The following is a 24268-nucleotide window of genomic DNA, read 5'->3' on the forward strand; positions in this document are numbered from 1 at the left end:
GTCAAATTCCCACTTTCTGTTTGTTTTCTTGAACGAGTTGCATGAAACGGTCAAATAAATCGTTGGCGTCAAACGGTCCTGGTGCTGCTTCCGGGTGATACTGTACCGAGAATGTCGGATGATGCAGATGTTTCACTCCTTCGATTGTTCCATCGTTGACCGCACGATGTGTCACGATGAGCGCTGTATCGAGTAACGATGCCTCTTCTACCGCATATCCATGGTTTTGAGATGTAATCGTCACGGCGCCTGTCTCCAACTCAAGGACAGGATGGTTCGCCCCACGGTGTCCGAACGGAAGTTTGAATGTGTTCGCCCCGTTCGCGAGCGCGATCAGTTGATGACCGAGACAAATCCCGAACATCGGTGTCGTCGGCATGAGTTGTTGAATGAGTGGAATCGCTGTCGGGACGTCTTTCGGATCCCCCGGTCCGTTCGACAACATGATGCCATCTGGCTCGTACCGCAACACGTCTTCTGCCGTAGTATCATGTGGGAAGACGATGACTTCACAGTCCCGCTTCATCAATTCACGCATGATGCCAAGTTTGGCCCCAAAGTCGATCAACGCGATCCGTGGCCCCGTACCCGTACTTACATACGTCCGTTTCGTCGAGACGCGTGCGACTTGGTCGTTCGGAGACAGTTCGTTAAAGCGAGACTGTACTTCGTCCCATGTCAACTCACCATCGACGAGGACACCTCGCATGACACCTTGCGCCCGTAAGTGACGTGTCAACATACGCGTGTCGATATCGGATAACCCCGGGATACCAAAGCGAGTAAGCGTTGCATCTAGCGTCGCCGTGGAACGGAAGTTCGACGGTGTGTCGCAAGCCTCTTTTACAATTAATGCTTTTGCCATCGGAACTGTCGTTTCGAAGTCTTCACGATTGACACCGTAGTTTCCGATCAACGGGTTCGTCAGCACGATCATCTGGTCGCAATACGACGGATCCGACAAAATTTCTTGATAACCGGTCATACCTGTTTGGAAGACGACTTCCCCCATCGTATCCGCTGGTGCCCCGAATCCTTTACCGACAAATTTCATTCCATCCTCAAGCCATAATGTTCGTTTCATCAAATCGCCCCTTATATACAATTTCGCCACCGACCATCGTCATGACCGGCCATCCGACAAGTTGTTTCCCAGTAAACGGTGTGTTCTTTCCTTTTGAATAGAACGTCGACGGATCCACCACGCGCGTCTTATCTGTATCGATCAGTACCAAATCGGCATCCGCCCCAACTTTCAGTTCACCTCTTGATAATCCAAATACGTCGCTCGGACGCTTCGTCATCCAGTCGATTAACTGATGTTCTTTCATGATGCCCGTCTTCACGAACGTCGTGTACAGAAGCGGGAACGCTGTCTCAAATCCGGTAATCCCGAATGGTGCACGCTCGATGCCTTGCGCTTTCTCCTCTGCCGTATGTGGGGCATGGTCTGTCGCAATCATGTCAATCGTTCCATCGAATAATCCTTCAAGAAGCGCCTGTCGATCGTCCTCGCTTCGGAGCGGAGGATTCATCTTGAAGTTGGCATCGAGCCCTGGGATATCGTCTTCGCTCAAGACGAGGTGGTGAGGAGTCACTTCGGCAGTCACTTGAATACCTGCCCGCTTCGCATCTCGGATGACACGGACCGATTGCCGCGATGAGACGTGACACACGTGATAATGACAGCCCGTTTCTTCAGCAATCAGCACATCTCGGGCGATATGGATACTCTCTGCAAGACTTGGAATCCCTTGAATCCCGTGCGCCTCACTGAACTTCCCTTCGTGGACCGATCCTGCTTTTAGCGTATTGTCTTCACAGTGTGCGACGACGGCCTTGTTCAAGCGTTTCGCTTCACGCATCGCTTGTCGCATCATCGCCGCTGATTGAACACCGACCCCGTCATCGGTGAAGGCGAATGCATCTGATAGAGATTCCATATCAACCTGTTCTTCACCGAGCTGCCGCTTCGTGATGGCAGCGTATGGAAGGACACGGACGATTGCATCTTGCTCAATCTTTTGAAGAAGCGCGTCCATCGTGACGCGATCATCTGGTACCGGTCGCGTGTTCGGCATCGAACAGATCGTCGTGAATCCGCCCGCCGCTGCCGCCATCGTCCCCGTTTTGATCGTCTCTTTCGCTTCGCCTCCCGGTTCACGCAAGTGGACGTGGACATCGACAAGTCCTGGTGCGAGCAAGTAACTCGTCGCATCGAGGACTTCTTCCCCGGCTGTCGACCCGTTATAGTCGAGCGATTCAATCTTCCCGTCTTTCACGAGGATGTTTGTCGTGCGTTTTGTCCCGTTGTCATACCATGTCGCGTGTTGAAGTATCATTGTTGTCCTCCTAATGCTCGATTTAAGATGCTCATGCGTGCATAGACGCCGTTCTTCATTTGAGGGAAGATGCGTGAGCGTTCATGCTCGATCAGACTGCCCGCAATCTCAACATCCCGATTGACCGGTGCCGGATGCATGATGATGGCTCCTTCTTTCATCCGTTCGACTCGCTCGACCGTCAGTCCATATCGTGTGTGATATTCTTCTTTCGAGAAAATGTCTCCCATGATATGACGTTCGTGCTGAACTCGTAACAGCATGATGACGTCACTTTCTGCTAGCACATCATCAAGTTCTTTACGCTCAAGCCCCATGGAATCATCCCACCATGAGGCTGGGCTGCATCCGACGACGTTTGCCCCGAGACGCTTCAACACACTCGCATTCGATCGAGCGACGCGACTATGAACGAGGTCTCCACAGATGGCAACGTTTAATCCTTGGAACGTTCTGAACTCTTCAAAGATCGTGACGAGGTCGAGTAGGGATTGGGAAGGATGTTCGCCACTCCCGTCGCCCCCATTGAGTACCGGGATATTCAACTTCTCAACGAGTTCATGGTAGTATCCCGCTTCCGGATGTCGGATGACGAGTGCGTCAACTCCAATCGCTTCGAGCGTCTTGCATGTGTCGTATAGGGTCTCTCCCTTCGTGACCGATGACGTCGTCACATCGAACGGAATCTCTTGCATGTTCAAGTGTCGCTCGGCCATTTGAAACGAGTTTTTCGTACGCGTCGAGTTTTCAAAGAACAGGTTTGCAACCGTCTTCCCATCAAATAGTGGGGGTAGGTCCCCTTGCTTATAGCGCAATGACTCTTCAATCATGCCCATGATCTCATCGAGTGAGAGTGTGTCTAAGCTGACGAAGTGTTTGACTGGTTTGACATTCGTTTGCATCGTATTCATGTTCGTCTCCTCCTTTTGTTAGAGGCAAAGAGAAAAGGCGCCTCTTCACCTATGTGAAGGGACGCCTTTATTTGGGCAAGGTACACCCAAATAAACGAGCCTTCACTTTGCCGACCTCACGGGATCGAATTAAAAGTTACTTGCTTGTTTTGTTTCTTCAGTTGTGTTGACTTGCACGACCGTCTCAACTTCTTCTTTCGGTAAGATGGCGTTTAAGAGAATCCCGACTACCGTCGCGAGCGCCATCCCTTGTACAGGGAAGCTGCCGAGTTGAATCATCGCACCACCTAGCCCGATGACGAGGATGACCGATGAGATGATCAAGTTGCGTTTTTCTGCCAAATCGACGTTGCTCTCTACCATCGTCCGTAGTCCGTTCGACGCGATGACCCCGAATAAGAGAATCGAGATGCCACCTTTGACTGGATTCGGAATCGTTGAGATGAATGCCTCGATATGACCGAGGAATCCGAAGCTGATGGCCATGAGCGCCGCTCCAGCGATGACATAGACACTGTAGACGCGTGTGATGGCCATGACGCCGTTGTTTTCACCGTATGTCGTACATGGTGGACCACCGAGTGCGGAAGCGACTGCTTTCCCTACCCCGTCACCGAGTAACGTGCGATGGAGGCCAGGATCTTTCATCGTCTCTCGTCCGATGATTTTAGATGTGACCATTTGATCGCCGATATGCTCCGTCATCGTAACGAGTGCGACTGGTACGATGGCAAGGAGTGCACCGACTTGCCACATCGGCATGTAGTCGACGAACACCATCGTGAAGTCAGGGAGTTGGAACAAGCTTGCTTGTTGGATTGGTGAGTAATCGATGATTCCGAACGCTGCAGCAATCCCGTAGCCTCCGACGATTCCGAAAAGGATTGGAACCGCTCCCCAAACCCCTTTCAGTTTTGTCATGGCGAGCATCGTGATTCCAAGTGTCAAGAGTGCGATTGTCATGAACGTTCCATTATAAGCTCCGTCTTGATTCATCGACATATCGATGGCGACCGGCGCGAGCGACAAGCCGATGACCATGATGACCGGTCCGACGACGACCGGTGGGAGCAACCGGAGCAACCAGTTGACGCCTGTCTTATAGATGATCAAGGAAACGACACCGTATACCGAGCCGGCAATGATTCCGCCGAACAGTGCGGCTTCGACACCCCATTGCTGACTGACAGCAATGATTGGGGCGATGTAGGCAAAACTTGAACCGAGGTATGTTGGGACTTTGAAGCGCGTAATCGCTAAGAATGAGAGCGTGGCCACTCCGGAAGCGACGAGGGCGACCGATGTATTCAATCCTGTTAAAATCGGGACTAAAATCGTCGCTCCGAACATGGCGAAGACGTGTTGAAGACTGAATAACAGCCATTGTGGAAAGTGAGCTGGACGCTCGTGGATGTGTAGAACGGGTTGTTTCATATTGAATTTCTCCTTCCTGGCCTCTCTGGACCACCTTAAAGGTTTTAAGATTATTGCTGATTGATTGTCACTTCATCTGCCGTATCGACTTCACTGAGTCGGACGACGACTTGCTCGGACTTCGATGTCGGAACGTTCTTCCCGATGAAATCAGGTCGAATCGGAAGTTCCCGATGTCCCCGGTCAATCAAGACCGCGAGTTGGATATAGTCTGGGCGACCATGGTCAACGAGTGCGTCCATTGCGGCACGGACTGTTCGACCGGTATATAGGACGTCGTCGACGAGGACGACGGTCTTCCCATTAATGTCATGCGGCAACTCTGTTGCCTTCACTTCTGGGTCTAACGACTTCTTCGATAAGTCATCCCGGTAAAGCGTGATGTCGAGATTCCCGAGTGCGACCGGCTTGCCTTCAATCTCTTCGATCCGGCGTGCGAGTCGGTCAGCGAGCGTCTCGCCTCTCGTCTTGATCCCGACGAGGACGACATCGTCGATTCCTTTGTTCCGCTCGATGATTTCATGAGCGATTCGTGTCAGAGCGCGACGGATGGCTGATTCATCTAAAATGACTGACTGTTTCACGTCACTCCTCCTTTCATGCTTCATTCAAAAAAAGAAGACTCCCTCGTCCGGCTGGAAAGGGAGTCTTCATCAAAAACGGCAGTCTGGTGCCGGGTTGAATTGACGTTAGTGTGACCGCGGTCACAATCCTTTCACAGCCTCTCTGGACTGGGTTTAAAGGTGTTATGCTTCCTAGACTATAAATCGGAACGTGACAGAAGTCAACGAGTTTTCTCGATTTTATCTAACTTTGCAAGTTCTGCCTTAAAGTCTTCAGGAAGTGGTGCCTCAAATTCCATCCATTCTTTCGTACGTGGATGGTGGAAACCGAGCGTCGCCGCATGGAGGGCTTGACCGCCCAAATCGATCGTGCGACGTGGTCCATATTTCGGGTCGCCTGCGAGCGGATGCCCGATATAGCGCATGTGCACACGGATTTGGTGTGTGCGACCTGTCTCGAGTTTACACTCGACGAGCGTGAAGTCTTTGTAGCGCTCGAGCAAGCGGAAATGCGTCACCGCTTCTTTCGCATTCTTGTCCGTCACGGTCATACGCTGACGATCATTCGTATCGCGACCAATCGGTGCCTCAATTGTCCCGAGTTCGTGCACGAGTTCGCCGTGAACGAGCGCGATATATTCACGCTTGATCGTCTTATCTTTCAATTGACTCGCAAGTGATTCATGAGCCAAGTCATTTTTAGCGACCATAAGGAGGCCTGTCGTATCTTTGTCGATTCGATGCACGATTCCAGGGCGCTTGACGCCATTGATGCCTGAAAGGTCATCACAATGTCCGAGAAGTGCATTGACGAGCGTTCCAGACGTGTGACCGGCAGCAGGGTGAACGACCATCCCACGTGCTTTATTGACGACAATCATATCTTCATCTTCATATACGATTTCAAGCGGAATATGTTCAGGTAACACTTCGAGTTCCACCGCTTCCGGGACGTTCACTTCGATTTCATCGCCCACTTGGAGCTTATAGTTTGGTTTGACGGCACTGCCATTGACGAGAAGTGCCCCTGTCTTAATCCATTCTTGTACTTGTGAGCGTGACCATTCTCCACGGTCGCTCACCCACTTGTCGATCCTTGCCTTTTCATCGGCGACAAAAGTATAGGATTCCATTACGATTGTCCCCTTTCTTTGTGTAATTTTTCTTCAAATAAAATCCCGATGACCATCAAGATGACACCAAACGTGAGTGCCATATCGGCCACGTTAAAAATCGGGAAGTTGTAGCCAAACGGATACGTATCAACAAAATCGACGACTTCACCGCGGAACAGTCGATCGATAAAGTTACCGATTGCACCGGCCAATAGCAGTCCAACACTGTATCCGAGAAGTTGATACCCGTTCACTTCTTTATGCAGGAAGTAAACAAGGCCCGCAACGACGAGAATCGTGATGATGAAGAAGAACACCATCTGTCCTTCTAACATCCCCCAAGCCGCTCCTTTATTGCGATAAGAGGTCCAGTATAACAAGTTCGGGATGACTTCAATCGATTGACCGATTGTCATCGTCTGAACGACCACCCATTTGGTGAGTTGATCGAGCAGAATCAAGATGACGGCCAATCCGTAGTATCGTTTCATATGCGTCTCCTTTCAAGCCGTTAAGAAACCGGAGTGGGGACGCCACTCCGGTTCGTCTTAACCGATTACTGATGCACAGCGTGGGCAAAGCTCAGGATGCTCTTCGTTTTGTCCAAGCTCTGTCGAGTATGTCCAACAACGTGCACAAGCGGCACCATCTGCTTTCTTGACTGTGATTTTCGTCGTCGCATAATCGACGTCTGCCGTCTCAGCCCATTCTACTTGTGATACTTGAAGCAACTGACTGACGTTATCGATTGTTTCCAATAACGAGGCAGTCTCTGCTTTCGGTGCGAGAATCAATTTCGCCTCGAGCGGTTTCCCGATCAATTTCTCGCCACGTGCGATTTCGATCGCTTTGAGAACATCGTCACGGAAGACGAGGAATTTCGACCATTTCTCTAACAACGCTTGCTCATCAGCAGTCAATGCATCCACTTCTTCTAGATCTGTCAAGAAGATGCTTGCTTCCGACTTACCAGGGACCTCTTTCCACGCCTCATCAGCAGTGTGTGGAAGGACTGGAGCCAAGAGCTTCGTCAAAAGGACAACCGCATCGTACATGACCGTCTGAACGGCACGACGGCGAAGATCGTCTTCACGCTCGATATAAAGGATATCTTTTGTAAAATCGAGATAGAACGATGACAACTCGTTAACGCAGAAGTTATGAACGAGATGATACACCGCCATGAAGTCAAACGTGTCATACGCTTTGACAACTTTTGCTTGTAGCTGTTTGAGTTTCGTTGCCATGAAGCGATCTGCTTCTGGCATGTCCTTGAATGCGACACTCATCGACGGATCAAACCCGTTCAAGTTCCCAAGAAGGAAACGGATCGTGTTACGCATCTTACGGTATACTTCTGACACTTGTTTAAAGTTGTCGTGCGAAGCGCGAACGTCAGACTGATAGTCGACCGACGCGACCCATAGGCGGACGATTTCAGCACCATATTGCTTCACGAGATCGTTTGGCGCAATCGTGTTACCGAGCGACTTCGACATCTTACGTCCATCCCCATCAAGGACGAAACCGTGGCTCAAGACGTTTCGGTATGGCGCTTTGCCCGTCGTCGCAACAGCTGTTGATAGTGACGAGTTGAACCAACCTCGGTATTGGTCAGATCCTTCAAGGTAAAGGTCTGCCGGGCGACGAAGGTTTTCACGTTCCTCTAATACACCAGCGTGTGAAGAACCTGAATCGAACCAGACGTCCATGATATCGAGCTCTTTACGGAATTCGCCATTCGGACTGTTCGGATGTGTAAACCCTTCAGGAAGAAGGTCTTTTGCTTCACGCTCATACCAGACGTTCGAGCCGTGCTCACGGAATAAGTTTGCGACGTGGTCGATCGTCTCGTTCGTGATGATTTCCGTTCCATCCTCTGCATAGAAGATTGGGATCGGCACGCCCCATGCACGTTGACGACTGATGACCCAGTCCCCACGGTCACGGACCATGTTGTAAAGACGTGTCATTCCCCATTCAGGAACCCAATTCACTTCTTCGATTTCACGGAGCATATCTTCACGGAAATCTTTGATGGAAGCGAACCATTGCGGTGTCGCACGGAAGATGACTGGTTTTTTCGTACGCCAGTCATGCGGGTACGAGTGTTTGATGAACTTCAAGTTGAGCAAGTAGCCGTTCTCTTCAAGTTTCATCCCGATTTGTTTGTTCGCATCTTCATAGAACAACCCTTCAAAACCAGGCGCCTCAGCCGTCATGTAACCACGGTCATCGACCGGGCAAAGGACATCCAAGTCGTAGGCCTGACCGACACGATAGTCGTCTTCCCCGTGTCCAGGTGCTGTGTGGACGAGTCCAGTTGCATCCGCTGTGACGTGATCGCCGAGCATGACGAGTGACGTGCGGTCATATAGTGGGTGTTGAGCCGTCATATATTCAAAATCACGACCGTTCCATGAACCGCTCACTGTGTAGTCAGACCAACCGAGCGCTGTCGTCACTTCTTCAACGAGCGTCTCTGCGACGATATAGCCTTTTCCTTCATGTTCGATACGCGTGTACGTCAACTCATCACTCACTGCGATCCCGAGGTTCGCCGGGATTGTCCAAGGCGTCGTCGTCCAGATGACAAAGTGATCGTCAGACGTCAATGTGTCTTTTCCGTCTACAACTCGGAATGCCACGTAGATGGCCGGTGATTTTTTATCGTAATATTCGATTTCAGCTTCCGCGAGTGCCGACTCCGAAGACGGTGACCAGTAGACTGGTTTCTTCCCTTTGTAGATGTATCCTTTTTCAGCCATCGTTCCGAACAAGCGGATTTGTGCCGCCTCATATTCCGGAAGGAGCGTGATATATGGATTTTCAAAGTCTGCGAGAAGACCGAGACGTTTGAACTGCTCACGTTGCGAGTTCACTTGTTCCATCGCATATTCTGCACACTTTTCACGGAATTCAGCGACCGTCATCTCTTTACGGTTGACGCCAGCTTTTTGAAGGGCGTTCTCGATTGGAAGACCGTGCGTATCCCAACCTGGAATCATTGGAGACTGATATCCGTTCATTCCTTTGAAACGCACGATGATGTCTTTTAAGACTTTGTTCATCGCATGTCCCATATGGATGTCGCCGTTCGCATATGGAGGACCATCGTGCAAGATGTATTGTGGTTTCCCTGCATTTTTTTCTTGTACCTTGTTGTAAAGGTCCATGTCTTCCCATTCTGTTTGCATCGCCGGTTCGCGTTTTGGTAAATTCCCACGCATTGCGAATTCTGTGTTTGGCATTAATAGCGTGTCTTTGTAGTTCATCGAAACTCCTCCATCAACATTTTTTAGAAAACAAAAAAAACCAACCCATCCCTGATAGGGACGAGTTGGTTGACTCGCGGTACCACCCTACTAGTCTCACGTTCGTGAGACCGCTCTCGGTAACCGATAACGAGGTCAGGCGGTCACGCTTACTCTGGTTCAGCGTGACGACTCATAGGGGATACCGATTCGAGTCTTTCTCTTAGGCTCTCACCGTCCCTAAGTCGCTTCGTAGGTATGACTCGATCGACGCGTCCTACTCAACGTGTTGATCATTTATCCATGCTGTTCTTCATTCTGTGTGACTTCGTGGTCATTATACGCAAGTTCTGATCTATCGTCAAGAACCGTCTGCACAGGCGGCTCCCCGACAATCGTCTCCCACTCGGTGCTGTTTAAGAGCTCCATTTGGGCGTCAACGAGGACACGGAAACGTGTGCGATACAACTCGACTTTTTTGAGCATTTGAACAACTTCACGTTCTGCAAGTTGCTCTTTACGGGCCGCTTCTTCTTCACGAGCGTACGCTTCACGTTCCGCTTGTTTCAAGATGAGACTCGCTTCTTTTTGCGCGTTGTTCTTCACTTCTTCCGCTGCTTCTTGTGCGACGATGATCGACTTGTTCAATGTATCTTCCATCGAGGAGAAGTAGTCAATGCGAGCTTGCATATCGTTGACAAGTTCTTCATACCGTCGATTCTCACGAATCAATAGTTCAAACTCTTTAATGATTTGATCTAAAAATTCATTGACCTCATCGATGTCGTACCCACGAAAACGGGAAGAGAATTCTTTATTATGAATATCAATCGGTGTCAACGCCATTCGACTTTCCTCCTAAAATTTAACGTATGGTTCCATACTGGATTTTAATCTTTTCACGTTTGGTCGAACCAAGGATTTCCATCATCTTAATACGACCGTATCCACGGACGGATAAAAGATCATCTGGTTCAAGGATGAAGCTCGGATCTTCAATGACTTTATGATTCACTTTACAGTCACCGTGTTTCACGAGCGCCTGAGCTTTCTGACGAGATATGTTGAGTACCTCGCTCACAACCGTATCAAATCGCAACGAAGAGACGATGCCGAACCCTTCGACCCACTCTGTTTTCGGAACGACGAGTATGTCATCCTTCGCAACAGAAGAAATGCGAACTCTTGCTTTTCCGACACGTTCCAAGTTCATTTCGATGAACCCGACGGCTTCGCGAGTCGTAGCAAACTGGACGATTTCCTCTTCAAGGACGACGTCACCAAATTTTTGACGCTTCAACCCTGCATTGAGTAAAGTTCCAGTCACTTGTCGATGTGTCAGGTCAACAAATTTTGTCGGATATTCGATACGACGAATCTCAATTTCAAAATCATCGGTATTCAGCTCATAATACTCTGGCGCCAAAATCAGCCGACGTCGTTCAGCTCCTTCAAACCCGCCATCGTCGTGAATGACGAGCTGTTTACCGACAAGCTGTTTGACGATTTGCTGTTCGCGAGGGTCTAAAAAGTCCGTCAACTTCAATACATAGCTGTTCTCGACTTGTTGTACCCAATCCAACACTTGTTCAACGAACGCCCGTTCACTTGGTCGGTAGTGATCATAAACGCTCATACATCACCCGAAAATGGCAGCGATACCGGCTTGTGCCATCCGAAGCACGAACAATGCGACGATTGGAGAGATATCGAGCATGCCACCGATTGGTGGGATAATCCGTCGGAACGGTGCTAAAAATGGTTCACATAAAAACGATAAAATTTGTCCGAACATGGATTCACGTGCGTTCGGGAACCATGATAATAAGATATAGCCGATCAGGACCCAACTATAAATACCAAGCAAAGTACTTAACGTATTGCCTAAGGCAGGGATTACGTTTTCCATTCAGTTACCACCCTTTACTGTGAAGTTCATCCTCCGAAATCAAGTTTGAGATTGAACCAGTCAATTCGACATTGTTCGGAGTACACAGAATCGTGTTATGTCCAATCGAAGTCATCGATCCTTCTAGCGCATATACGACACCAGAAAGGAAGTTGACGACTTGACGTGATTGCTCTTTTGACATGCGCTGAAGATTGACGATGACAGCACGGTTTTCTTTCAATTGATCGCTAATATCTTGCGCTTCAGCGAATACACGTGGTTCAGCCAATACGACTTTCGAGCGTTCTTTCTTCTTCGTATTCAATGCCACGAGATTATTTGCTGATTTTGGGCGATCTTCTTGTCTCACGACCGCTGTTTCAGTTGAAGAAGTTGCTGATGTGTTTGCGACGGCAAACTCTTCTTCTTCGTATGTGCTGTTCGGATCTTCCTCGAGTCCAAAGAAATCTTTCATTTTGTTTTTGATTGACATAACGGATTCCTCCTTAAGATATATTATTGCACAAGTACGGTACCAATACGAACAAACGATGCGCCTTCTTCAATCGCGATTGGATAATCGTTTGACATCCCCATCGATAGCTCCGTGCAAGGGGCGTGTTCAAACCCTTTTGCGGTCACTTCATCACGTAATCGACGTAAACGACCGAACGTCTCACGAAGGACTGACTTTTCTTCCGTGAACGGTGCCATCGTCATCAACCCGATGATTCGAATATGAGGATACTGTTTACAGTTCTCGATGAAAGGCATAACTTCCTCTATTTCAAGACCATGTTTTGAATCTTCTCCTGACGTATTCACTTGAACGAAGCAATCAATCGTCTCGCTCGCTCGTTTGTCGATCTCTGCAGCGAGTGATAAACGGTCCAATGAGTGAATAGCTTCCACGTGATCGATGATTTGTCTCACTTTACGTGTCTGTAACGTGCCGATGAAGTGAAACTTTGCGTCTTCTGGCATGCCGTTCACTTTCTCAAGTAAGGAATCTGGACGATTTTCACCGAAGTCACGAATTCCTTCTGCGTAGAGAGCATTGGCCACATCTACGCCTACCGACTTCGTGACGGCAATCAAAGTAGGCTCCACATCTTGAACGTGAGCTGCCATGATGGATTGAACTTGTTTTACGTTATCTGAAATACTCACAATTTACGCTCCTTGACGATGACTGCCGCAAATCGACGTTTCGTTTCTCCGTCTCGATACGAGAAAAACGGGGTGCTTGCGCCAGTCGATAAATTCGATTGCATGACGGACGTGTCATGTTCGTTTGCCAACACTTCATTGACGGCTTGGAGTGACAACAAGGCGTGGTCGCCTGACTCCTGTCGAACGGCTTCTTGATAGGCAGTCGGCGAAACGGATTGAACCGCATCTAGCACTCGACGATCGACCTCATATTCATTCCCAGCAATCGCTGGACCGACGAGCATGTCCACTTCTGTCGCATCGATGCCTTGTTCTTCAAACGCTTGGATCATGGACGTGACGATATTACCGACGGTCCCTTTCCAACCCGCATGAGCGACACCGATGACTCCATGGTCTTTCGCACAGAAAAAGAGAGGTACGCAATCTGCAAAGACGAGAGCGAGCGGCAAAGCTTCTTCTTTTGTGATCAGTCCGTCTGTTTGCGAAATCGCCTCGTCATATCGAAATGCACCTTTGCCCTTGTCCGCTGAATCCACGCTTTGGACCGTTATCCCGTGCACTTGGTCGGCCCAAACGGAGTCTTCTAGCGAAAGATTCGCCTGTTGAAAAAACCATTGACGATTTTGAATGACTCCCTCAATATCATCGCCGACATGAAGACCGACGTTTCCGGCATTGTGTCCGTTCGTCCGTGTCGTCACGTAAGCGTGATAGCGATTCGTTTCGGTTTCCCATGTATGTAACAGTTGCATCGGTTTCTCCTTTTTTAGAAAAAGGGATGCCGAGTCACGGCACCCCTTGTTGTTTAGTTACGGCGTTGTCTCACGAACGCAGGGATGTTGATCGTCTCGTCTGGGACGTCCCCTCCATACACTGGGCGATGGAAGTTCCCTTCGTCTTGTTGAGCCGCTTCATTTGCTTTTGGTTGGGGTTCCTTGTTCTCAACCTCAGGCTGTTTTTTCGGCTGCTGAAGGAACGGGTTCGCCCCTTGTGTTTCCTCAGCAAATTCAGTTGCGATCACGGTGACGATGATTTCATCGTTCAAGTTTTCGTTGATGACTGAACCGAAGATCAAGTTCACTTCTTCATCTGCGGCACTTTGAACGATTTGAGCTGCTTCTGTCACTTCATACAAGCTAAGGCTGAGCCCACCTGTAATGTTCATCAAGACACCTTTCGCTCCTTCGATTGAAGATTCGAGAAGTGGTGAAGAGATTGCTTTCTTCGCTGCTTCAACGGCACGGTTTTCACCTGTAGCAACACCTACACCCATAAGTGCAGATCCTTTTTCCGTCATGATCGTCTTCACGTCAGCGAAGTCAAGGTTGATAAGACCAGGGATGGCAATCAAGTCTGTAATCCCTTGTACACCTTGACGAAGGACGTTATCCGCTTCACGGAACGCTTCAATCATCGGTGTATTGCGTTCCACGATTTCAAGAAGCTTATCGTTTGGAATGACGATGAGTGTATCTACTTTTTCTTTAAACGCTTGAATCCCATGTTGCGCGTGTTGCATGCGCTTCCGGCCTTCAAACATGAATGGTTTTGTGACGACACCGACTGTGAGCGCGCCGATTTCTTTTGAAATCTCAGCGATGACCGGTGCAGCACCAGTTCCTGTTCCGCCGCCCATACCAGCTGTGACGAAGACCATATCCGCTCCGTCGAGTGCTTCAATCAATTGTTCGCGGCTTTCTTCTGCCGCTTTTTTACCGATATCAGGATTCGCACCAGCACCGAGACCACGTGTCAATTTGGCACCAAGTTGAAGCTTCACATCGGCTTTCGACATATTCAAGGCTTGAGCATCTGTGTTGACAGCGATGAACTCAACTCCTTGTACCCCGTGTTCAATCATACGGTTAACGGCGTTTGAACCGCCGCCTCCGACTCCAATTACTTTAATTTTTGCTACGGCGTCAATCGCCTCATCAAAGTACATCATTCAGGTATCCCCCTACTTATTTTCCAAGTTGTATTACAACGTCAGCTTAAACGCCAAATAATTTTTCCATCAAACGACTAAAACCTTTTTTCGACTCTTGATCGGTCTCGTATTCGTTCTCTCCAACATGAGTATCGGTCGGTTCCTGCTTATTGTGAAGCGTTTCGTAGCGAACTTCCGGTTTTTCGAGTTGAGATTTTGAAACGTGATGATCACTCATTAAGACATATTTCAAAACACCGACTGCTGTCGCGTATTTTGGATGTCTGACGCCAATCGACGACGGTTGATACAATCTCGTCTTTTGACCCATGACACGAGTCGCTAACTCTTGAATACCTGGTAGAGCAGCAGCTCCACCACAAAGTAGATATCCGCCATTCAGCATCGGAACACCTACTTTTTGAACCTTATTCAACATAAGAGTAAACATTTCCTCTATTCTCGCCTCTAAAACATAGCTAATTTCTGACTGTGGTTCGAACGCTACTTCCCCATTGATGTTCGTGTAGGAGAAACCTTCTGTTCCATCGGCCATTTCTTCGAGTGCGAGACCGTATTCTTCTTTCGCCACTTTGGCGTCTTGATATTTGCAGTTTAGCTTATAGACCAAGTCTCTTGTCATATGGTCTCCACCGACTGGAAGGATATACGAGTAAACGAGATCTCCACGATAAAATACCGAGACCGTCGTCTTTTCGTGCCCGACATCGACAAGACCAATGCCGAGGTCGATTTCATCTACAGAAGCTGCACTCATACCGAGCGCGAGGTTCCCTAAAATAAATCCTTCTAAGTGTAATCCGGCACGTTCAATCGAACGACGAATACTATGTAAAATTGTCTTCGATCCAGTAACCATTTTCCCATGCATTTCTAGTCGATAACCAAGCATTCCACGAGGATCGACGACACCCGTTTGTTGATCCACTGTGAATGATGATGGGATTACATCGATGACACTCATCTCATCCGGTAATCGCATCACTTGTGCTGAATTGATGACTTCCATCACGTCTGCATCTGTAATTTCCTGATCTTCCCGCTTCACGGATGCGATTCCATGACATGGGGCAATTTGGATATGTTCCCCTTCAATGGCAACGTATACAGATCGAATTTGATCACCTAACGATGTCTCCGCGTGTTCAACGGCCTGTTTGATCGCTTGGACAGTTTTATCGATGTCTACGACAGCACCACGTTTCACCCCTGCAGACGGTGCACACCCTTCTGCCAAAATATTAAGCGTTCCGCCGAGCAATTCACCGACGACGAGCTTAATCTCTGACGTTCCAATATCTAATGCGGCCACATAACCATTCGCTTCCAAAAGGGAAACACCTCCGCTCTATAATTTTCCTGTACAAATTACATGACAAATATGACAGATATCCAAAAAAATTGTTGGTTTCGACAAGATATCTCACGTCTAAGTTTACAACAAATAAGATAGTGAGAAAAGGTAGAATCCTACAATTTAAGCGGTTTCGCGTTATCAATTCGTTTACAAACGACAAAAAAACAGCCCTTATGTGTCTAAGGACTGTAATATAACTGATTATTCATTCGTTTTCTTGTATGGAACAAAGTAAAAACCACCATCCATGACGACTGTTCCTTGCTGACCTTTCGGAATGTTTTCATAGATTTCTCCATATTTCGAAACGGTCTCACTTAACTTCAGCGTCGGGGTGAGAAGCGTATTTCCGTCATTCATAAAGATTTCGTAACGTGTCGGCTCTCCCTCTTGTTTAGACAAGATGACTTCCGACATTCGGGCTCGCGTCGCGTCATCGACTTGTTCCAACTCACTGGCAATCTTTTCGAGTTCTTTTTCCGAATTGAACTCTCTTAGCAGTGGACCATCTTTTAACTTCTGAGGGTCGGTGATAGTGCCTGTCGGATGAAGTGAGCCGTCTGCTAACACGACGACATCTCCCGTCTCCGCACGAGCATAAGCAATCATCTTCTCTTCTGTCACATTGACGTGAACGACGTTATACCAAGATCGGTCCATGTCTACCCGTTTGACACCCGGCAACTTTTCCATTTGGTCACTCATCTTGCTCGGAGATAGACTGACAAATTTTGTCGATGTGTCGAGTTCCATGTCTTGAAACACGTAGGATTCATCAAGCCAGTATAGCCCAGATACATTCACTTCTTTCACGTTCGACATCGAAGTTTGCATATAGACCACGAGTAGGATGAGAATCCCAAACAAGGAAAGCACGGAGAACATCCGACGGTTCGCTTTTTTCCGTCGCTGCTTTTTCATGTACGGAATACGGTCTTCTAGACTGCGTACCGTTTGTTGGCTTGGTTCCATCGGATTCTACTCCTTTATCGAATGACTTCTTCTACTAAGTCGGCTAATGCATCCGACGCGTCCGGGAATCCGAGGGCACGGGATGCGTTCGCCATCTCTTCTTGTTTGTCGAGCACTTGGCGAATCGCTTCGACGAGCGTTTCCCCTGTCAACGACTCCTCTTTCACGAGTAACGCCGCACCGTTTTCAACAAGGGCAGAGGCGTTCTTCGTCTGATGGTCTGCTGTCACGTATGGGCTCGGAATCAATACGCTCGGTAAGCCGAGGGCAGTCAATTCAGAAATGGTCGAAGCTCCCGCACGCGAGACGACGATTGACGTACAAGCGAGTAAGGCCGGCATGTCATAGACGTACGGATGAACATGTACGTTTTCAGACGATGGTGCTTCTTTCGATACAGATTCGTAATGAACTTTCCCTGTGACGTAGAGCACGTTGATCGGTAAGTCTGAAAGCGCCGGGATGGCCTCAGTGACGGCACGGTTGATTGCTTCGGCGCCACGGCTCCCTCCGTAAATCAGTACGATTGGTCGTTCATCCAGATTGTACTGTTCTCGTACAGCTGCATCGTCGACTTTCGTTTGTAGCACTTCACTTCCACGCGGATTTCCAATCAAGCGTACGTTTGCCCCAGGGAAATGAACATCTGACCCTTTAAATGAAAGGGCGACCCGATCCGCCTTTTTCGATAAAAACTTATTCGTTAACCCTGGGATGCTGTTTTGTTCATGCAAAATGGTCGGGATACCGAGTTGTTGCGCCGTATAGACGACCGGTCCTGACACGAATCCACCTGTTCCAATGACGACGTCTGGTTTGAATGCTGCCATATCTTTTTTAAGAGAGCGGACAGCTTTCAAGAACCAGTACGCCGTCTTTAAGTTCTCAAGAGAGAGGGACCGTTTCAATCCAGCGATTTGAATCGATTTGAACGGGACACCTGCTCGAGGAACGAGATCGGCTTCTAATCCATTCTCCGTTCCCACGTATTGTACCTGTAAATTCGGGTGACGTTTTTGTAACGTCTCAATCAATGCGAGGGCCGGATAAATATGACCACCAGTACCTCCACCAGAAATCATGACTTTCATCGGTTCGCCTCCTCATATGCGCGAACGAGATGGACGAATTGTTCGCCTCGTTCTTCAAAAGTCTTGAATTGGTCCCAACTCGCACAAGCAGGAGATAAGAGAATGACATCTCCCGTCTCAGATTGTTCAAACGCGAGTGGAACGGCGTCTGCTAACGTCTCGACCGTGAAAGACGGAATCTGTTGGGACTCTCCAAGCTCTTTAAAACGCTCTTTTGTCTCACCATACGCGACGACAGCTTTTACGTTTGAGAGAGCTGGCGCGAGCGAAGATAAGTCCGCTCCACGTTCGAGTCCTCCACATAGCCACACAATCGGAGCATCAAATCCTCGTAGCGCCGCTTCCGCCGCGACGTTGTTCGTCGCCTTCGAATCATTGTAGACGGCACGTCCGAGAACATCACCTAAACTTTCAGTTCGATGTGCGACACCGCCAAAGTTTCTTAATACTCGCTCGACGTGTGCTTTTGGAAGTGCAAACGGTTCGACCAACAGAAGAGCCGCTAGTACGTTCTCGACGTTATGGGCACCACCTAATGCCAATTCATTCACACGAATGAGTCGCTCTCCGCGTACCGTGATCCAACCGTCCACGACGGACGCATCTCCTCGCTCAAAACTGAACGTATTCGGTTCAAGATGGGCCGGGACACGTTTCATCACTTCGGAGTCTGTCACTTTGACGACGATTCGGTCGTCTCGTGTCATCTGACGGAACAAATTTCCTTTTGCATCTGCATACGAGTCGAAGTCGCCGTGATAATCGAGATGGGCTTCTGATAGATTCAGCAACGCTGCCGAACGCGGATGGAAGGACTCAACCCCCATCAACTGAAAGCTCGATAATTCAATGACAATCAATTCGCCCGCTTTCGCGTTTGTCGCGACCTCTATAGCTGGGAATCCGATGTTTCCCGCGAGATGAACCGGGCGCTCTCCACCTTTGAGTAACTCATAGACGAGTGTCGTTGTCGTCGTTTTTCCATTCGAACCTGTAATGGCGACAAATTCTGCGTCCGTTGCCATATAGGCCAGCTCCACTTCCGTGTAGATTGGAATCTCACGCGACATCGCTTCTTGAAGCAACGGAATGTGATACGGAATCCCTGGATTTTTGACAATCAACTCTGTCTCATTCAACAAAGCGAGAGGATGTTCATTAAACACCGATTGAATCCCAAGTGACTGAATTTTTTCCTGCTCGTCTTCGGGAGGGATATTCCCCGTATTGATCGTCACCTCCGCTCCCGCATGATGCAGATACGTCGCCGCTGCGATTCCGCTCTTAGCGGCGCCGAGGACGAGAACTTTTTTACCGTGCCATTGCTTTTCCATCTGTCTCACCCTTTTACATGAGTAGTAATGATAAACCTGCTGTAATTAAACTGATTCCACCGAACGTAAGGACGATTCGCCATTCCGACCAACCGACCATTTCGAAGTGGTGATGAATCGGGCTCATTTTAAAGATGCGCTTCCCTGTCGTTTTGAATGAAAGAACTTGCAAGATCACGCTCAATGTCTCGATGACAAAGATGATCCCGACGAATACGAGGAGTAACTCAAGTTTCAACATGAGCGCTAGTCCAGCGACAGCTCCACCTAACGCGAGCGAGCCTGTATCGCCCATAAAAATCTTCGCCGGATATTTATTGAAAACGAGGAACCCAATCAATGCGCCGACGACGGCGAATGCGAACCATGCAATCCCAAGCTCATCTTGTGCGAGCGCATAAATCCCAAAGAATGTGAACGTTGGAATCGCTGAGAACGAAACGAGACCGTCAAGACCGTCCGTCAAGTTGACGGCATTTGAGAAGCCGACGAGCCAGAAGATTACGATCGCGATATAGAACCAACCTGTATCAAATGAAATCGATGTGAATGGAATCGAGATCGATGTATCGAGCTCTCCACCAAGTGAAAGGAACCAGGCGAACAGAACGGATACGACAATTTGACCAATCAACTTCTGAAGTGACGTCAACCCGAGGTTTCGTTTATTGACGACTTTAATATAGTCATCTAAAAATCCGATTACCCCAAACGCCATCGTCACGAATAGAAGTGTCCCGAATCCAGCGACCGCTTCCCCGAAAATGACGGATACGATGAAGCCGACTAAGATAGCTAGCAAGATGACGATTCCGCCCATCGTCGGCGTTCCCGATTTCTTCTGGTGCCAGCCCGGACCTTCATCACGAATCTCTTGTCCAAATTTCAACTGACGCAATGCCGGAATAGCTCGCGGCATGACGATTAATACACTTAATAATGCACTGATTAAGACGATTAAACTAATTAACATATTGCTACCTCACTACTCTATTTATTGAACGAGACGCTCAAGCGCCAGTCCTCGAGATGCCTTTAACAATACCACAGTATCCGGTCGTTGATAACGATGAAGGAGCGCCTTCGCTTCCTCTACGGTCGGGACAGATGTGACGTTCACTCGTGTGTCTTCAATACCATCCGCAATCCATTTCGCTTTTTCACCGACGAGAATACAATCCGTCACGGGAGATGTCACGACGCCACCCACTTGTGTGTGCTGGGCTTGTTCGTCAGATCCTAGCTCATACATATCGCCAAGGACGAGAACACGCTTCGAAAAGCCTTCGAGCGATTTGACCGTTTCAATCGCCGCAATCATCGATGTTGGGCTCGCATTATATGCATCGTTGATGAGATGCGCTTCACCGAACATCTGCTTTTCCATTCGCATCGTCGTCAGTTTGATGCGGTCAAGACCGCGTTGAATCATCGTATGATCGAGTCCGAACTCGAGACCACACGCGATCGCATAAGCTGCGTTTCGGATTTGATGGGCACCGAGCACCTTCAGCTCGTACAGGTCACCATTGTATTTAAAGATGGATGCATCGAACGTCGTCTCGACCACTTCGATTTTCCCGTCCGCCGTCTCATCGTATCCGACTCGATAGCCTTGACCGGCAAGAAGCGGCTCATCCGCATCGACGATCAATCGTCCGTCCGGTTTCAGACCAGCTTTGATTTCAAGCTTCGCTTTCGCGATCCCTGTGCGTCCGCCGACTTGTTCACCATGTGACTCCCCAATGTTCGTGACAAATGCCACGTCCGGTTTGGCAAGTTTCGACAATTGCTCGATTTGACCGAATCCGTTCATGCCCATCTCTAACACGGCCACTTCCGTGTCGCGCGGCATGCGAAGGACGGTAAGCGGTAAACCAACGTCCGAGTTGAAGTTTCCAGCTGTCTTGTGCGTCTTGAATTTTTCTTCAAGTACGACGGCAATCATGTCTTTCGTAGACGTTTTCCCGTTTGATCCGGTAATGGCGACCACGAGTGGATTGATTTCCTCTAAATAGCGTGCCGCTGCCGTCTGCAAGGCATTGATCGTCGATTTGACGGGGATGACGAACACATTGTCCGGTTGAGGGCGACCTTCTTCCCAAAACGTGACGATGGCCCCTTTCTCAATCGCTGCTTCGATGTAGTCATGACCATCAACACGTGCACCGACGATTGGGACAAATAGTCCTGCCCCATTCTCATCTCTCGAATCTGTGGCGACGCGTTCGACGAGACGATTGTCTTCCACGTCAATCCCAAACCAAGACGCTAATTTTTGAACTGTCAATTGTTCCATACAAACTTCCTCCTCATACATAGGAAAAGAGAGCCGCAGCCCTCTTCATCTCGTGCGTTAATTCGATGGTGTCTCCAATTTCACTTTCAAGGAGGCACCCGTCTTGACAGGTTTCCCTTTGCCAATCGATTGCGATGTGACAAATCCGGTACCATCGATTTCTAAATTTAATTGATAAAGCGTCGCTAAACGTTTTACATCTCGTAACGACCACCCTTTTAATGTTGGCATCGTAAACGAATTACTCGTTTTTAGCAACAGTCGCTCACCGACGACATAAGATTGTCCTTTTACAGGACTTTGAGCCGTCACTTCATCCCCGTCACCTAAGACGATCGGATTGAATGAGCTGTCAGTCGCCTCTTTTACGACATCTTCACGGTTTTTACCGATGTACGATGTCGTCGTCTTTGTCGAGGCATCGACTGCTTTTTCTTGTTTTTCAGGTTCGACACTCCGGTATCGTAACGCGACATCCATCACATCTTTGAAGAGTGGCGCCATGATGCGTGGTCCCGTTGTCGACGAGTCACTGTTCGGACGATCGACTGCGATATACATGACGAGTTCCGGATCGTCTTCCGGTGCCATCCCGACGAATGAGTGAATGTACTGTCCGCTCAAATACTTTCCGTTCTCAGCGATTTGGGCAGTACCCGTCTTCCCGACCACTTGATAGTTATCTAACGCATACAATTGGCCTGTTCCCACATCGCTATTGACGACACCGTCAAGTGCTTCACGCGTCTTTTTCGCAGTCTCTGCAGTGATCGGTTGACCGACCTCTTTCGGGTTCGTCGTTCGAATCGTTTCGCCCGTCTCGCTGTTGACAATCTTCTTAATGACGTGCGGTTGTTTTATCGTGCCGTCCGTTGCAATCGCAGATGTCGCCTGCAAGATTTGCATCGGTGTCACCGCGGTCGATTGTCCCCAAGCTGTGATCAAGACGTTCATCGGACTCTCGAAGTCGAATTGACTGTTTACCTCACCAGGTAAATCAATTCCGGTCCGTTGATCGAACTTGAACGCTTTGAAGTAATCTTCATAGCGACTGAGACCGAGTCGTTCGTTCGCTAAAATCGAGAACGCGACGTTCGACGAGTGCCAGACGCCTTCTACCATAGGAATGGTACCCCATCCGGTAATGTTGTAATCATTGAATACCGTCTTGCCGTACTTGTATGAACCAGACTTGTACAATTCATTTGGGTTATATACGCCCTCGTTGATTGCAGCCGCCAACGTGAAAATTTTCATCGTTGACCCTGGCTCAAAGCGAGACGAGACCGAGAAGTTATTGTATGAGGAAATCTCACGCGTATTCGGGTCGAAAGATGGACGGTCCGATAAGGCGATAATCTCCCCTGTTTTCGGATCCATGATGATGGCCGTCGCATTTTTCGGTTCATACTCCTCATATAACTCATTCATCTTCGTCTCGAGCAGCTGTTGAATCCGATGATCAATCGTCAGTTGCACATCAGCCCCGTCTTCTGGCTCGATTTTTAATTGTTCATCGCTCGAGACGAGTTCACGCCCCGCCAAATCTTTCTCAAATCGGTACAAGCCATATGACTCACTTAAAATGTCGTTGAGCGATTTTTCGATCCCGAGTTCACCGACGAGCTCAATCCGACCGTTTTGGTCAATCTTTTGCGCATAGCCGATGACCGAAGATGCGAATACTTTATTCGGGTAGTAACGTTTCGGTTCTTCGACGAACGTGATACCCGGAAGTTCAAACGCTTCGATCTCTTCTTTTTGTTCAACGGTCAAATCACGCCCCGGAACACCGAACTCGATCTGTCCACGGTCGACATTTTGCTCAAGTCGCTTCAAGATGTCGGCCTCTGTCATCGGAAGCACGGTAGCGAGTTGTTTTGCGGCTTCTTCGAACTCGTTTGGCATGAGCGTTTTTCCTTCGACCCGTTCGCCGCCAAGTTTTAACACGGCGACAAGTCGATACGATGGAATGTTGATGGCAATCGGTTGACCAAAACGGTCGTACACTTCGCCTCGTTCGGCTTCTAACGTACTGACTGCCTTCCATCGTTGCTCTTCAGCGAACGCCAACATATTCTCGCCTTTATATGTATGCGTGACAGACAAGTAAAGAAACCATCCGACAAAAAATAAAAAGAGCGGGGTGAAGCAGACAATCGCTACCCACGCCACTCTTTTTTTACTCTGTTGTAGAGAATTCATCAATCAATCACCTTGACGTTCTTCTCATTGAATTTCATTCCGAGTTTCTCGGCAATCGCGTAAATTCGTTCTGGCGAGCTTAGTTGGGCGATTTCATACTTTAGTTCTTCGTTTTCTTTTGCAACCCCATTTACCTGCTGGTTGACGGCTGCCGTATCACGCATAATGTTATACGCTTCGTTGTGTTTTGACACCGTGATGCCACCGAACATGACCACTGAACCAATCATCACTGGATACAGGATCGATTCAAACAAGGTCAACGTGCGTCGTTTTGGAACAGGTATTGGTCGTTCTTGCGGAATCGGATTTCGATTCGGTGTAACTTGAGGCTGCAACGCCTTACGGGCAGCTTCTGGCATCAGGTATCCCT

Annotated in this window: 23 protein-coding genes and 1 other annotated feature; all 23 genes read right to left on the bottom strand. The window is 48.7% G+C overall.

The window, feature by feature from the left end:
• Position 1: 1 nt before the first annotated feature.
• Positions 2-1084, bottom strand: a complete 1083-nt coding sequence (locus KNO92_RS05720; protein WP_214691775.1) for a carbamoyl phosphate synthase small subunit — start codon at positions 1082-1084, stop codon at positions 2-4.
• Positions 1062-2342 (bottom strand): dihydroorotase, encoded by a 1281-nt coding sequence (locus KNO92_RS05725; protein ID WP_214691774.1) that lies wholly within the window; start codon positions 2340-2342, stop codon positions 1062-1064. The genes KNO92_RS05720 and KNO92_RS05725 overlap by 23 nt, the downstream gene beginning before the upstream one ends.
• Positions 2339-3253 carry an aspartate carbamoyltransferase catalytic subunit gene (locus KNO92_RS05730; protein WP_083600163.1) on the bottom strand — a complete coding sequence of 305 codons (915 nt, stop codon included), beginning with the start codon at positions 3251-3253 and terminating at the stop codon, positions 2339-2341. Before KNO92_RS05730 ends, KNO92_RS05725 begins: the two co-directional genes overlap by 4 nt.
• A 129-nt stretch (positions 3254-3382) precedes the next feature.
• Positions 3383-4687 carry a uracil-xanthine permease family protein gene (locus tag KNO92_RS05735; RefSeq protein WP_214691773.1) on the bottom strand — a complete coding sequence of 435 codons (1305 nt, stop codon included), beginning with the start codon at positions 4685-4687 and terminating at the stop codon, positions 3383-3385.
• Positions 4688-4737: 50 nt separating this feature from the next.
• On the bottom strand, positions 4738-5271 hold the full coding sequence (pyrR, locus tag KNO92_RS05740) for a bifunctional pyr operon transcriptional regulator/uracil phosphoribosyltransferase PyrR (protein ID WP_214745568.1): 534 nt from the start codon (positions 5269-5271) through the stop codon (positions 4738-4740).
• Between the two features lie 200 nt (positions 5272-5471).
• Positions 5472-6383, bottom strand: a complete 912-nt coding sequence (locus KNO92_RS05745; protein ID WP_214691771.1) for an RluA family pseudouridine synthase — start codon at positions 6381-6383, stop codon at positions 5472-5474.
• On the bottom strand, positions 6383-6856 hold the full coding sequence (lspA, locus tag KNO92_RS05750; RefSeq protein ID WP_074034865.1) for a signal peptidase II: 474 nt from the start codon (positions 6854-6856) through the stop codon (positions 6383-6385). The genes KNO92_RS05745 and lspA overlap by 1 nt, the downstream gene beginning before the upstream one ends.
• Positions 6857-6913: 57 nt before the next feature.
• Positions 6914-9640 (bottom strand): isoleucine--tRNA ligase, encoded by a 2727-nt coding sequence (gene ileS / locus KNO92_RS05755; RefSeq protein WP_214760415.1) that lies wholly within the window; start codon positions 9638-9640, stop codon positions 6914-6916.
• A gap of 53 nt (positions 9641-9693) precedes the next feature.
• Positions 9694-9913 (bottom strand) — a binding site (T-box leader).
• Between the two features lie 3 nt (positions 9914-9916).
• Complete coding sequence (locus KNO92_RS05760) at positions 9917-10465, bottom strand: DivIVA domain-containing protein (protein WP_074034869.1); 549 nt, start codon at positions 10463-10465, stop codon at positions 9917-9919.
• A gap of 19 nt (positions 10466-10484) precedes the next feature.
• Positions 10485-11255, bottom strand: a complete 771-nt coding sequence (locus tag KNO92_RS05765; protein WP_214691769.1) for a YlmH family RNA-binding protein — start codon at positions 11253-11255, stop codon at positions 10485-10487.
• A gap of 3 nt (positions 11256-11258) precedes the next feature.
• Entirely contained in the window at positions 11259-11528 is a 270-nt protein-coding gene (locus tag KNO92_RS05770) for a YggT family protein (protein WP_074034873.1), read from the bottom strand.
• Positions 11529-11532: 4 nt separating this feature from the next.
• The gene (locus KNO92_RS05775; RefSeq protein ID WP_214691768.1) at positions 11533-12003 is read right to left on the bottom strand and encodes a cell division protein SepF; all 471 of its coding nucleotides are present in this window, start codon (positions 12001-12003) and stop codon (positions 11533-11535) included.
• Positions 12004-12026: 23 nt separating this feature from the next.
• The gene (locus tag KNO92_RS05780) at positions 12027-12680 is read right to left on the bottom strand and encodes a YggS family pyridoxal phosphate-dependent enzyme (RefSeq protein WP_214691767.1); all 654 of its coding nucleotides are present in this window, start codon (positions 12678-12680) and stop codon (positions 12027-12029) included.
• A complete protein-coding gene (pgeF, locus tag KNO92_RS05785; protein WP_214691766.1) occupies positions 12677-13438 on the bottom strand; it encodes a peptidoglycan editing factor PgeF in 762 nt (253 codons plus the stop codon). The genes KNO92_RS05780 and pgeF overlap by 4 nt, the downstream gene beginning before the upstream one ends.
• Positions 13439-13491: 53 nt before the next feature.
• The gene (ftsZ, locus tag KNO92_RS05790) at positions 13492-14634 is read right to left on the bottom strand and encodes a cell division protein FtsZ (protein WP_214691765.1); all 1143 of its coding nucleotides are present in this window, start codon (positions 14632-14634) and stop codon (positions 13492-13494) included.
• A gap of 46 nt (positions 14635-14680) precedes the next feature.
• Positions 14681-15967: a cell division protein FtsA gene (gene ftsA, locus KNO92_RS05795; protein ID WP_214691764.1), complete on the bottom strand. Its 1287-nt coding sequence runs from the start codon at positions 15965-15967 to the stop codon at positions 14681-14683.
• A gap of 228 nt (positions 15968-16195) precedes the next feature.
• Positions 16196-16966, bottom strand: a complete 771-nt coding sequence (locus KNO92_RS05800; protein WP_214691763.1) for a cell division protein FtsQ/DivIB — start codon at positions 16964-16966, stop codon at positions 16196-16198.
• 14 nt (positions 16967-16980) lie between these two features.
• Complete coding sequence (gene murG, locus KNO92_RS05805; protein ID WP_214691762.1) at positions 16981-18057, bottom strand: undecaprenyldiphospho-muramoylpentapeptide beta-N-acetylglucosaminyltransferase; 1077 nt, start codon at positions 18055-18057, stop codon at positions 16981-16983.
• Positions 18054-19391, bottom strand: coding sequence for a UDP-N-acetylmuramoyl-L-alanine--D-glutamate ligase (murD, locus tag KNO92_RS05810; protein ID WP_214691761.1), 1338 nt, complete (start codon positions 19389-19391; stop codon positions 18054-18056). The genes murG and murD overlap by 4 nt, the downstream gene beginning before the upstream one ends.
• Before the next feature lie 13 nt (positions 19392-19404).
• Entirely contained in the window at positions 19405-20364 is a 960-nt protein-coding gene (gene mraY, locus KNO92_RS05815; RefSeq protein WP_214691760.1) for a phospho-N-acetylmuramoyl-pentapeptide-transferase, read from the bottom strand.
• Between the two features lie 21 nt (positions 20365-20385).
• Positions 20386-21690, bottom strand: a complete 1305-nt coding sequence (locus KNO92_RS05820) for a UDP-N-acetylmuramoyl-tripeptide--D-alanyl-D-alanine ligase (RefSeq protein ID WP_214691759.1) — start codon at positions 21688-21690, stop codon at positions 20386-20388.
• 57 nt (positions 21691-21747) lie between these two features.
• Positions 21748-23895 (bottom strand): penicillin-binding protein, encoded by a 2148-nt coding sequence (locus KNO92_RS05825; protein WP_214760417.1) that lies wholly within the window; start codon positions 23893-23895, stop codon positions 21748-21750.
• Complete coding sequence (gene ftsL / locus KNO92_RS05830; RefSeq protein WP_214760420.1) at positions 23895-24257, bottom strand: cell division protein FtsL; 363 nt, start codon at positions 24255-24257, stop codon at positions 23895-23897. The genes KNO92_RS05825 and ftsL overlap by 1 nt, the downstream gene beginning before the upstream one ends.
• Positions 24258-24268: the final 11 nt, after the last annotated feature.

The organism is Exiguobacterium sp. s129, from assembly GCF_018617585.1.
GTDB lineage: Bacteria > Bacillota > Bacilli > Exiguobacteriales > Exiguobacteriaceae > Exiguobacterium > Exiguobacterium aestuarii_A.

Bases quoted from the DNA above. Each gene is read 5' to 3' on its own strand.
- ftsZ (WP_214691765.1), bottom strand. From the start codon at position 14,634: ATGATGTACTTTGATGAGGCGATTGACGCCGTAGCAAAAATTAAAGTA.
- KNO92_RS05825 (WP_214760417.1), bottom strand. From the start codon at position 23,895: ATGAATTCTCTACAACAGAGTAAAAAAAGAGTGGCGTGGGTAGCGATT.
- KNO92_RS05735 (WP_214691773.1), bottom strand. From the start codon at position 4,687: ATGAAACAACCCGTTCTACACATCCACGAGCGTCCAGCTCACTTTCCA.
- KNO92_RS05725 (WP_214691774.1), bottom strand. From the start codon at position 2,342: ATGATACTTCAACACGCGACATGGTATGACAACGGGACAAAACGCACG.
- ftsL (WP_214760420.1), bottom strand. From the start codon at position 24,257: ATGCCAGAAGCTGCCCGTAAGGCGTTGCAGCCTCAAGTTACACCGAAT.
- KNO92_RS05770 (WP_074034873.1), bottom strand. From the start codon at position 11,528: ATGGAAAACGTAATCCCTGCCTTAGGCAATACGTTAAGTACTTTGCTT.
- KNO92_RS05745 (WP_214691771.1), bottom strand. From the start codon at position 6,383: ATGGAATCCTATACTTTTGTCGCCGATGAAAAGGCAAGGATCGACAAG.
- murG (WP_214691762.1), bottom strand. From the start codon at position 18,057: ATGAAAGTCATGATTTCTGGTGGAGGTACTGGTGGTCATATTTATCCG.
- KNO92_RS05720 (WP_214691775.1), bottom strand. From the start codon at position 1,084: ATGAAACGAACATTATGGCTTGAGGATGGAATGAAATTTGTCGGTAAA.
- ileS (WP_214760415.1), bottom strand. From the start codon at position 9,640: ATGAACTACAAAGACACGCTATTAATGCCAAACACAGAATTCGCAATG.
- lspA (WP_074034865.1), bottom strand. From the start codon at position 6,856: ATGAAACGATACTACGGATTGGCCGTCATCTTGATTCTGCTCGATCAA.
- KNO92_RS05765 (WP_214691769.1), bottom strand. From the start codon at position 11,255: ATGAGCGTTTATGATCACTACCGACCAAGTGAACGGGCGTTCGTTGAA.
- mraY (WP_214691760.1), bottom strand. From the start codon at position 20,364: ATGTTAATTAGTTTAATCGTCTTAATCAGTGCATTATTAAGTGTATTA.
- KNO92_RS05800 (WP_214691763.1), bottom strand. From the start codon at position 16,966: ATGGAACCAAGCCAACAAACGGTACGCAGTCTAGAAGACCGTATTCCG.
- KNO92_RS05760 (WP_074034869.1), bottom strand. From the start codon at position 10,465: ATGGCGTTGACACCGATTGATATTCATAATAAAGAATTCTCTTCCCGT.
- pgeF (WP_214691766.1), bottom strand. From the start codon at position 13,438: ATGCAACTGTTACATACATGGGAAACCGAAACGAATCGCTATCACGCT.
- KNO92_RS05730 (WP_083600163.1), bottom strand. From the start codon at position 3,253: ATGAATACGATGCAAACGAATGTCAAACCAGTCAAACACTTCGTCAGC.
- KNO92_RS05820 (WP_214691759.1), bottom strand. From the start codon at position 21,690: ATGGAACAATTGACAGTTCAAAAATTAGCGTCTTGGTTTGGGATTGAC.
- KNO92_RS05775 (WP_214691768.1), bottom strand. From the start codon at position 12,003: ATGTCAATCAAAAACAAAATGAAAGATTTCTTTGGACTCGAGGAAGAT.
- murD (WP_214691761.1), bottom strand. From the start codon at position 19,391: ATGGAAAAGCAATGGCACGGTAAAAAAGTTCTCGTCCTCGGCGCCGCT.